The following is a 9,847-nucleotide window of genomic DNA, read 5'->3' on the forward strand; positions in this document are numbered from 1 at the left end:
TCACGTCCGCCACGTGAATCCGTCGCGAGCGTGATGAAACACCTGTGCATCAGCCGGCGACCCACTCGTCCCGAGGGGCCAGCGCCGCGTTCGCCGTGGACACGCGCGCGCGCGGCGGCAAGAGGCGGGTGCCCGGGCCCACGCGAAGCCGCGTCCCGCGCCAGTCCACCGTGCGGCAGAACACGCCGTGCCACCACGCGGCGAACAGCAGCGCGTCCTTGAGCAGCACCGCCGGCGCGGCGCGCCAGGACACCGGCTGGGGACGCAGCGCGCGAAACGCGCCCAGGTCCACCAGGACCTTGCCGAGCACGACGAGCGTGGCCAGCGTCACCGACTCCAGGCAGGGGCTCACCAGCGCGCCCGCTACGGCCAGCGGCGCGGGGTTGAGCAGCGACTGCGCGACATACGTGGACGGCGTCACGGCCGTCCGGTGGATGACGCTCCAGCGCAGGTAGCGCTGGAAGAAGGCGCGCACGCTCTTGCCCAGCGACACGTTGTAGACGGGCGCGCGCGCCACCACGACGCGGCGTCCCAGCTTGCGCGTCACCCACTGGCCGATGACGAAGTCCTCCGCGAGCACGTCGCGCACCGAGTAGAAGCCGCCCAGCGCGTCGACGTCCGCGCGCTTGAGCGCCATGGACTTGCCCACGACGATGTCCTGGTCCGCGAGCCGCTTGGCGCCAATCATCCCCGCCGCCGCGCTGGACGTCAGGTAGAGGTTGTCCAGCAGCGAACCCAGGCTCTTCTCGCCGATGCCCGAGACGGGGTGCGTCACGCAGCCCACCGTCGGGTCCGCGAAGCCCGCGGCGATCTCCTCCAGGTAGCCGGGCGCCACCCGCGTGTTGCTGTCGCTGATGACGAAGAGGTCGTACCGGGCCCGGTCCGCCAGGGTGATGAGCTGGTTCACCTTCGGATTGAGGCCCGGGGCGCCCTCCTGCAGCGCCAGGCGCATGACGCCGGGCCAGCGGCGCACCGCCTCGCACGCCACGGGGTACGCCGCGTCGCGCGTGTCCTTGACGCCCAGGACGACCTCGTAGGCGCCGGGGTAGTCCAGGTGGGCGAAGTGCTTGAGGTTGGTCTCCAGGTCGTCGTCCGCGCCGCACAGGGGCTTGAGGATGGAGATGGCGGGCCACGGGGCGCCCGTGGGGAGGGCCCGGGGGGCCTCCCGGCGGTGGCGGAGCACCAGCACGTACTGGACGGCGAGCGCGGTGAGGCCGAATGAGGCGGCGAACAGCAGGAGGGCGGAGGCGAGCGACATGCGCGGGCGGTCCCCGGGGACTGGCGCGCGGGCATCGCGCGACCGGTTGCCACGCTAGGGGGCTCGCGCGTCAGGAGTGGGGAGCGCCCGGGGCGCCCCGGGCAATTCCACGTGACGGCGCGGTGAAGCCGTCTGCGCTAGTCGCCCAGGTTGCGGCTGCGCGGATGGCGGATGTCCTTGCCCCGCACCATGTAGACGACCATCTCCGCCACGTTCAGCGCGTGGTCGCCGATGCGCTCCAGGTGCTTGGCGATGAACATCAGCGCGGTGGCCCGCCGGATGTTGCGCGAGTCCTCCATCATGTACGCCAGCAGCTCGTTGAAGATCTTGAGGAACAGCGCATCCAGCAGGTCATCCCCCTGGAGCACCTCCTCCGCCTTCGCCACGTCGTTGGACACGAAGGCATCCAGGGAGCGCTTCACCTGCTGCTGGGCCAGCTCCGCCAGCCGGGGCGTGTCCACGTAGGGCGCCAGCGGCGGCACCTGGTTCAGGTCCATGGAGCGCTCGGCGATGTTGACGGCCAGGTCTCCGATGCGCTCCAGGTCCGTGACGATCTTCAGGGCCGTGGTGATGAGGCGCAGGTCACTGGCGGCCGGCTGGCGCAGCGCGAGGATGCGCCGGCACAGCTCGTCGATCTCCACCTCCAGCCGGTTGACGTCCTTGTCGGCCGCGACGACCTTCTCCGCCAGGGCGCTGTCGCGGTCCGTGAGGGCGCGCATGCTCTGGACGATGAGGCCCTCCACCTTGGCCCCCATCGCGAGGAGCTTCTCGCGCAAGTCCCTCAGGTCCTGCTCGAACGCCTTGTCCGTGTGGGTCAACGGCATCTGCGACAATCCCTTCTCTGCGCTCACCCGAACTTCCCGGTGACGTAGTCCTCGGTGCGCTTCTCGCGCGGGTTGGTGAAGATCTGCTCGGTGGGCCCGCACTCCACCAGCTCACCCATGTAGAAGAAAGCAGTCCTGTCGCTCACGCGGGCGGCCTGCTGCATGTTGTGGGTGACGATGGCGATGGTGTACGTCGCCTTCAGCTCGTGGATGAGCTCCTCTATCTTCGCCGTGGCGATGGGGTCCAGCGCGCTCGCCGGCTCGTCCATCAGCAGCACCTGCGGCTCCACCGCCATCGCGCGGGCGATGCACAGCCGCTGCTGCTGGCCGCCGGACAGGCCCAGGGCGCTCTCGTGCAGCCGGTCCTTCACCTCGTCCCACAGGGCCGCGCCGCGCAGGGACTTCTCCACGCGCTGGGCCAGGGCCGACTTGTCCTTCATCCCTCCCACGCGCAGGCCGTAGGCGACGTTCTCGAAGATGCTCTTGGGGAACGGGTTGGACTTCTGGAAGACCATGCCCACGCGGCGGCGCAGGTCCACCACGTCCACGCTCCGGTCATGGATGTCCGTGTCGTCCAGCAGGATGGTGCCGGTGTGGTTGGCGCCCGGAATCAGGTCATTCATCCGGTTGAGCGAGCGCAGGAAGGTGGACTTGCCGCAGCCGGACGGGCCGATGAGGGCGGTGACGCGCCGGTCCTGGATGGCCAGGGAGACCTTCTTGATGGCCTCCTTGGCGCCGTACCGGAGCGTCAGCTCGCGGGCCTCCATCTTCGGGCGGGGAGCGTTGGGCGTGAGGGACATGGAGGGCGTGTACCGTCAGTGGGCGCCCGCGGCCTTGCGGCGCGTGCGGGTCCGGATGATGACCGCGACCAGGTTGAGGGCGAACGTGAGCAGCAGCAGCACCAGCACCGTCGCGTAGAGCAGGGGACGGGTGGCCTCCACGTCCGGCGACTGCGTGGCCATCACGTACGTGTGGTAGCCCAGGTGCATGAACTGCGAGTTGAGGTGCGAGGGCAGGTCCGGCAGGAAGTAGGCCGCGCCCGTGAAGAGGATGGGCGCCACCTCGCCCGCGCCGCGGGAGATGGCCAGCACCGCGCCGGTGAGGATGCCCGGCAGCGCGCCCGGCAGCACCACCCGCGCCAGCGTCTGGGACTGGGTGGCGCCCAGGGCGAGGCTCGCGGTGCGGTGGTCCATGGGCACCGCGCGCAGCGCCTCCTCGGTGGAGACGATGACCACCGGCAGCGTGAGCACCGCGAGCGTCAGCGACGCCCAGAGGATGCCGGGCTGGGCCCAGTACATCTCCTCGTGGCCGAGCGCCCGGTCCATTCCCTGGCCCACGAAGAGGATGAAGAAGCCCAGGCCGAACAGGCCGAACACGATGGAGGGCACGCCCGCCAGGTTCACCACCGCCACGCGGACGAGGCGGGCGAAGAGGGAATTGGGGGGTGCGTACTCGTGCAGGTACACCGCGGTGAGCACGCCCACCGGCATCACCGCGAGCGTCATCAGGAGGGTGAGCGCGGCGGTGCCGAAGATGGCGGGGAAGATGCCGCCCGCCATCATCCCGTCCGTGGGCGGCTGGGTGAGGAAGGTCCAGGTGACCCCCCCGGCGCCGTTCTCCACCACGTTGAAGAGGATGATGGCCAGCACCGCGACGATGACGAACGCGGCGAGGCCCGTGAGGGACGTGAGCGCGAGGCCCACGGCGCGGCGGGTGCCGGGCGTCACGCCGCACCTCCGGTGAGCTTCCTCACCACCCGCCGGGTCCACGTGGACGCGAGCAGGTTGAGGACGAAGGTGAACAGGAAGAGCTGCACGCCGATGAAGAACAGCAGCGAGTAGTGCGGGCTGCCCACCACCACCTCGCCCATCTCCGCGGCGATGGTGGCAGACAGCGAGCGTGCCGAGTCCCCCAGGCTCCAGGAGATGACGTCCGCGTTGCCGGAGGCCATGAGGACGATCATCGTCTCACCGATGGCGCGGCCGAAGCCCAGCACGCACGCGGCGAGGATGCCGGGGGCCGCTGCGGGGAGCACCACCTTCCAGGCCGTCTCCCAGGGGGTGGCCCCGAGCGCGAGCGACGCCTCGCGGTAGCTGCGCGGCACCGCGGTGAGCGCGTCCTCGGACACGGTGAAGATGACCGGGACGATGGCGAGCGCCAGGCCCAGGCCCGCCACCATGGCGTTGAGCGGCCGGTCGAAGGCGAAGACGTCCTTGACGACGGTGGACATCACCATCAGCGCGAAGAAGCCGAGCACGACGGAGGGGATGCCCGCGAGCAGCTCGATGACGGGCTTGAGCAGCTCGCGCAGGCGGCGGGGCGCGAACTCCGCGGCGAACAGCGCGCCGAACACGCCCAGCGGCACCGCGACGAGCATGGAGACCACCGTCGTCTTCAGCGTGCCGACGAACAGGGGAATCATGCTGACCTTGGGAATCTTCGACACCGGCTGCCAGCGGAAGGGCGGGCGGCCGGGGGGGACCTCCTGCGGCAGGAACATCTTCGACAGGCTGGCCTCGTGTCGGGCCTCGGCCTCGGTGAAGAGGGCGAGGGCCTCCTTGGCCACGAAGATGATGATGAGGATGAGCGCCGCGATGCCGGTGAAGGCCATCAGGGTGATGAACCCCGCGATGGCCTTCTCCTTGAGCTGCCGCCGCCGCGCGGCCGGGGACAGCGAGGGCGCGACCAGAGGCTGAGTGAGACCCTGCTCCATGACGGCCTGTCTATCCATGTGGCCTCCAGCCTCGCGTGACATTCGTGTGACGGCCCGGCGTCACTTCACCGGGAAGTAGCCGACCTTCGTGACGACGGCCTGGCCTTCCGGGGACAGCGCGAAGTCGATGAACGCCTTGGCCTCCCCGGCGGGCTTGTTGCGCAGGTAGAAGTAGAGGTCGCGCGACAGCGGGTACTTGCCCGTCTTGATGTTCTCGGCCGAGGGGGAGATCTCCTCGTTGCCCTTCTTGATCTTCAGCTCCTTGATGCCCTTGGCGTAGGCGGAGCCGCCGTAGCCGATGCTGTTCTTCTCCTTGGAGACGGCGTTCACCACGGCGGCGGTGCCCGGCAGCGTCTGGGCGGAGGCGGCGTAGTCCTCGCCGTCCAGGACGTGGTCCTTGACGAAGACGTAGGTGCCCGAGGAGTTCTCGCGCGAGTAGATGATGATGGGCGCGTCGGGGCCGCCCACCTGCTTCCAGTTGGTGACATCCCCCACGTAGATGCCGCGCAGCTGCTCCACGGTGAGGGCCGTCACGGGGTTGCCCTCGTTGACGTAGAAGGTGACGCCGTCCTTGGCGACGGAAATCTCCTGGCCCGTGGTGTTGTAGCGCGCGCGCAGCTTCTGCTTCTCCGCGTCCTTGATTTCGCGGCTGGACATGGCGATTTCGGTGGTGCCGTTCTGCAGCGCGGCCAGGCCCACGCCGGAGCCTCCGCCCGTCACTTGCACCTTGGTGGCGGGCGTCTTCTTCATGAACTCCTCGGCCCATCGCTGCCCGAGGATGACCATGGTGTCAGAGCCCTTCACGGTGACGTTGCCCGCATGGGCGGAGAGCGGGAGGGCGAGCAGCAGGCCCGCGATGAGTGAGCCAATGAAAGTCTTCATGGTGGTCAGCTCCTTGACGAAGCGTTGTGGGTCGGTGGGAAGGTAGGGCCTAGTAGCGGGCCTGCATCTGAAGCGTGAAGAGGTTGTCGTGCGGGTCCTTCGGGGCGCCGGGCGCGGACGTCACGGGCATCTCGTAGGCGGCGGTGACCTTGAAGTGCTCGCCGAAGTAGTGGAGGACGGCGACGGCCAGGGTGCCCACCGAGTTGGTGCTGGCCGGGCGTCCGTCCGTCACCGTGTTCTTCCGGCCGTTCTCCGGGTCGAAGAAGTCGTAGCGGACAGCCACCGCGTCCGTCAGGCCGATGTTCTGGACGATGAGCCCGTACCAGCCGCTGGCGGGCACACCCGGCTGTTCAATCTTCACGTCGCCAGAGCTCTTCCAGTACGAGCGCCCGGTGATGTACTCGCCCTTGAGGGCCGTGGCCCCGAAGGGCAGCACGTCCAGGTAGAGCTGGGCGTCCAGTGCCAGACGATCCCGCGTGTACGCCTTGCGGTAGGTGTCCGTGGGGCCCTTGGTGATGGTGTGGCCGTACCAGCCGGAGATGCCGCCGGACACCCAGCCCAGGTCGAAGCCCGCGCGGCCGATGGCGTCCTTCTCCTTGTCGTTGTCGGAGCCGACGTAGCCCTGGTTGAAGATGCCGTCGCCGTCGAACACGCCGCCGCTGAAGTGGAGCTTCCCGTCCAGGAAGTTGCCGGCGAACTTCACGCCGCGGTCCCGCTCGTCGGGCAGGAAGGCGCGCACCACGCGGGTGCGCTCGGGAATCTCGCGGTCGCTGGAGGACTGCACGGCCTCGTAGCCGAAGGGCCACTTCATCTGGCCCAGCGTCAGGCCCAGCTGCTGGTGGGTGCCCGGGATGTAGAGGGTGGCCTCCGCGTCGCGCACGGTGACGCCCGTGGTGGGCACGCCGTCGAACTGCAACATCAGCTGGGACCAGTCCGTGGTGTACGTCGTCTTGAGGCGGCCGCGGCGCACGGTGAAGCGGCTGAAGCCGCCCGAGCCGCTGTCATCCAGGCTCTGCTGGTACTGGTAGCGCCCCTGGACGTACCCCGAAATCTTCAGCTTCTTGAGCGCGGACAGGTCCACCTTCGTCTCCGCGTTCTGCTCCTCCAGCGCGGCCACCTTCCCCTCGGCGTTGGTCATCCGCTCGTCCAGGTCCGCGTCCGCCGGCGCGCTGTCGGCGGGGGGCGGCTCGGCGGGCGCCTGGGCGTCGGCGGAGGGCGCCTGGGGGGCGGACGCCTCGGCCGGCGGTGACGCGGGCTGCTGGGCCAGGGCCGGGCCGGACGCCACGCAGAGGGTGAGGAAGGTGGTGACGAGACGCATCGAGGAGGGTTTCGGAAGGGTCACGAAACTGGCTTCTAGGTAACGTCCGTGGCTGTTTCGGGTCCCTTGTGTGACATCCGTGTCACGAAGTCAGTGGGCCGGGTCGACGATGCGGTAGCCCACCCCGCGCACCGTCTCCAGCAGGGTGCGCGCCGGGCCCAGCTTGTCGCGCAGGCGCATGACGTGGGTGTCGATGGTGCGCGTCTCCAGGGACGAGGACAGGCCCCACACCTCCTCGAGGAGCTGCTCGCGCGTCTGGACCCGGCCCGTGCGCGTCATGAGGTGGCCGAGCAGCCGGAACTCCAGCGCGGTGAGGGGGACCTCCTTGTCCTCCACGTAGAAGCGGTGGGCGGACAGGTCCAGCTTGAGCGCGCCCAGGGCCAGGGGGGCCGCCTGCGCGCTGGTCTGCGGCGTGCCGCCCCGGCGCAGGATGGCCTTGAGGCGCAGGACCAGCTCCCGGACGCTGAAGGGCTTGACGACGTAGTCGTCCGCGCCGACCTCGAAGCCGCGGATGCGGTCCGCCTCCTCGCCCTTGGCGGTGAGCATGACGATGAGGACTTCGCGCGACGGGGACTGGGCGCGCAGCTGCCGGCAGACATCGATTCCGGACATGTCGGGCAGCATCAGGTCCAGCAGCACCAGCTCGGGGGGCTTCTCCCGGGCCGCGACGAGGGCGGCCTCGCCCGTGCCTGCGAGCTGGGTGGAGAAGCCGGAGTCGCGCAGGTTGAAGTCGATGAGCTGGGCGAGATCGGGTTCGTCGTCGACGATGAGGACGTGGGCCATGGCGCCCGGAGTCTGCGTGGCCCGATTTCCAGGCACGTGACGCGTTTGCAACGATTGTGTGATGCGGGCGGACGCCAGGGCGGGCGAGCCGCCAGGAATGCGGGCCGGGGCGTCCTGACGAGAATGTGACAATGGTCTGGGACCGAGGGGTCCTTCGTCCGCCGGCCCGACCCCATTACTCAAGGCAGGTCCGGTGGGGCCGGAGGTCTTCCTACCGGCCGTCGCCCGCATGCGCAAGACAGCCCGCACGTGTTTCACGGCGCGGAGTCAGCGCGGGCTGCAAGGCTTTGTGAAAGACAGACGGATTGCATGCGGGCCGGAGTGCGGGCGGGGAGGATGGGGCCCCGGGATAAATGCGGTGCGGTTGCAGATGCCGGATGCAAGGAATCGTCCATGAGACCCGGTCCATTGCTCGGGGGCGGGGTTCCTTGTGCCTGGGTTCAATGTCTCTGTGGGCTGACGAACCTCGTCGGGGCGCGGATGTCCGCGGTGCGACAATGGTTCCCGCGGGGCGGTGATGTGTCATATTGCTCGTGGGTTGCGTGTGGCTCATTTGAGAGGGATTGTCATGGTGTGAGGTGATTGATGACGGATGAGTTTCTGGATACGCAGGGCGTTCGTGGTGACAGGTCCACCCAGTCCGTGTTCGCGGGCTTCCAGCGGTTGTCGCTGGAGGAGCGTCGCGAGCGGGTGGGGGTGGAGCTGGGGTTGGACGCGGAGGCGTTGAGCGGGCTCACCGGGGAGCAGGGCCCCCGGATGCAGACGACCTTGTCGGCGGTGGAGAGCGCGGTGGGGCTGTTCAGCCTGCCCCTGGGCCTGGGGCTCCACCTGAAGGTCAACGGGCGCGCCTACGCGGTGCCCATGGTGGTGGAGGAGCCGTCGGTCATCACGGCCGCCTCCTTCGCGACGAAGCTGGTGGGAGAGGCGGGTGGGTTCCTCGCGGAGGCGGACCCGTCGCTGATGCTCGGTCAGATCCAGGTCACCCGCTTCGGGCCGCCCAGCTTCGCCATGGCGCGCGTCCTGGAGGCGCGCACGGAGCTGCTCGCGCTGGCCAACAGCCTGCATCCCCAGCTGGCGGAGGAAGGCGCAGGGGCGCGGGAGGTGGAGGTGCGGCTGTTGCCCTCGCCGGAGCCCGGGATGGAGCCGCTGCTCGTGGTGCACGTGCATGTCGACACGCGGGAGGCGCAGGGCGCGGTCGTGGTGGACTCGATGATGGAGACGCTCGCGCCGCGCATCGAGCAGCTCACCGGGGGCAAGGTCTACGTGCGCGCCCTGACGCACCTGTCGGCGCAGTGCCTGGCGCGCGCGCGCTGTTCCATCCCCGAGCGGACGCTGGGGGACTTCGGGTTGTCCGGCACCGAGGTGGCGGAGGGCGTGGTCCAGGCCAGCCGCTTCGCCCAGGCGGACCCGTACCGGGCGGCCGCGCACAACAAGGGCATCATGAACGGCATCGACGCGCTCGCGCTCGCCACGGGGCAGGACTGGCGCGCCATCGAGGCGGGCGCGCACGCGTTCGCGGCCCTCCGGGGGCGCTACGGTCCGCTGTCGGTGTGGCGCAGGGAGGCCGGCAACCTGGTGGGCGAGCTCCAGCTGCCGCTGGCGCTGGGCACCGTGGGCGGCACCCTCCAGTCGCACCCCGGCGTCCAGTCGGCGCTCACCCTGCTGGGGCGGCCCAATGCGCGGGAGCTGGCGTGCATCTTCGTCTCGGTGGGGCTGGCGCAGAACCTGGCGGCGCTGCGCGAGCTGGGCGCGGCGGGCGTGCAGCGGGGCCACATGGCGGTGCATGCGCGCACCGTGGCCTCGAGCGTGGGCGCGCCGCCCGAGTGGGTGGAGGCCATCGCCGCGCTGCTCGTGCAGGAGGGCGAGGTGAAGCCGGACCGGGCGCGTCAGGTGCTGGACAGGATGCGCGGCGGAGGGGAGGCGGCCAGCCTGGCGCCGCCGCCTCCCACGGGGGACCTGCGGCGTCGCGAGGACCTGGAGTGAGCGCGGGCTGACGCCCGCGCGTTGTCGGTTCCCCAGGCGCGGGGGCTGTGCCACAACGGCGGGGCGAGCACGCCATGACCCCGCCC

At 69.9% G+C, this 9,847-nt stretch carries 9 protein-coding genes; 1 reads left to right on the forward strand and 8 read right to left on the reverse strand.

What is annotated here, in order from left to right; genetic code table 11:
* Positions 1–49: 49 nt before the first annotated feature.
* From FL311_RS08665 to FL311_RS08700, 8 genes are all read right to left on the reverse strand, one after another.
* Positions 50–1,258 (reverse strand): ceramide glucosyltransferase, encoded by a 1,209-nt coding sequence (locus tag FL311_RS08665; RefSeq protein ID WP_141324465.1) that lies wholly within the window; start codon positions 1,256–1,258, stop codon positions 50–52.
* A gap of 137 nt (positions 1,259–1,395) precedes the next feature.
* A complete protein-coding gene (gene phoU / locus FL311_RS08670; RefSeq protein ID WP_141324476.1) occupies positions 1,396–2,082 on the reverse strand; it encodes a phosphate signaling complex protein PhoU in 687 nt (228 codons plus the stop codon).
* 23 nt (positions 2,083–2,105) lie between these two features.
* Positions 2,106–2,849: a phosphate ABC transporter ATP-binding protein PstB gene (gene pstB / locus FL311_RS08675; protein ID WP_228556758.1), complete on the reverse strand. Its 744-nt coding sequence runs from the start codon at positions 2,847–2,849 to the stop codon at positions 2,106–2,108.
* Between the two features lie 48 nt (positions 2,850–2,897).
* Complete coding sequence (gene pstA / locus FL311_RS08680) at positions 2,898–3,809, reverse strand: phosphate ABC transporter permease PstA (RefSeq protein WP_141324467.1); 912 nt, start codon at positions 3,807–3,809, stop codon at positions 2,898–2,900.
* Positions 3,806–4,813 (reverse strand): phosphate ABC transporter permease subunit PstC, encoded by a 1,008-nt coding sequence (gene pstC / locus FL311_RS08685; RefSeq protein WP_141324468.1) that lies wholly within the window; start codon positions 4,811–4,813, stop codon positions 3,806–3,808. Before pstC ends, pstA begins: the two co-directional genes overlap by 4 nt.
* A 42-nt stretch (positions 4,814–4,855) precedes the next feature.
* On the reverse strand, positions 4,856–5,677 hold the full coding sequence (locus FL311_RS08690) for a phosphate ABC transporter substrate-binding protein (protein ID WP_141324469.1): 822 nt from the start codon (positions 5,675–5,677) through the stop codon (positions 4,856–4,858).
* A 49-nt stretch (positions 5,678–5,726) separates the two neighbouring features.
* On the reverse strand, positions 5,727–7,019 hold the full coding sequence (locus FL311_RS08695) for a porin (RefSeq protein ID WP_141324470.1): 1,293 nt from the start codon (positions 7,017–7,019) through the stop codon (positions 5,727–5,729).
* A gap of 66 nt (positions 7,020–7,085) precedes the next feature.
* A complete protein-coding gene (locus FL311_RS08700; protein ID WP_141324471.1) occupies positions 7,086–7,778 on the reverse strand; it encodes a response regulator in 693 nt (230 codons plus the stop codon).
* Between the two features lie 585 nt (positions 7,779–8,363).
* On the opposite strand from FL311_RS08700, the gene FL311_RS08705 reads away from it, so the two are divergent.
* On the forward strand, positions 8,364–9,761 hold the full coding sequence (locus FL311_RS08705; protein WP_141324472.1) for a hydroxymethylglutaryl-CoA reductase, degradative: 1,398 nt from the start codon (positions 8,364–8,366) through the stop codon (positions 9,759–9,761).
* Positions 9,762–9,847 lie beyond the last annotated feature (86 nt).

The sequence above is a fragment of the Myxococcus sp. AB025B genome, from assembly GCF_006518215.1.
Taxonomy (GTDB): Bacteria; Myxococcota; Myxococcia; order Myxococcales; family Myxococcaceae; genus Myxococcus; species Myxococcus fulvus.

Bases quoted from the DNA above. Each gene is read 5' to 3' on its own strand.
- pstC (WP_141324468.1), bottom strand. From the start codon at position 4,813: ATGGATAGACAGGCCGTCATGGAGCAGGGTCTCACTCAGCCTCTGGTC.
- FL311_RS08705 (WP_141324472.1), top strand. From the start codon at position 8,364: ATGACGGATGAGTTTCTGGATACGCAGGGCGTTCGTGGTGACAGGTCC.
- pstB (WP_228556758.1), bottom strand. From the start codon at position 2,849: ATGGAGGCCCGCGAGCTGACGCTCCGGTACGGCGCCAAGGAGGCCATC.
- FL311_RS08700 (WP_141324471.1), bottom strand. From the start codon at position 7,778: ATGGCCCACGTCCTCATCGTCGACGACGAACCCGATCTCGCCCAGCTC.
- FL311_RS08665 (WP_141324465.1), bottom strand. From the start codon at position 1,258: ATGTCGCTCGCCTCCGCCCTCCTGCTGTTCGCCGCCTCATTCGGCCTC.
- FL311_RS08690 (WP_141324469.1), bottom strand. From the start codon at position 5,677: ATGAAGACTTTCATTGGCTCACTCATCGCGGGCCTGCTGCTCGCCCTC.
- phoU (WP_141324476.1), bottom strand. From the start codon at position 2,082: ATGCCGTTGACCCACACGGACAAGGCGTTCGAGCAGGACCTGAGGGAC.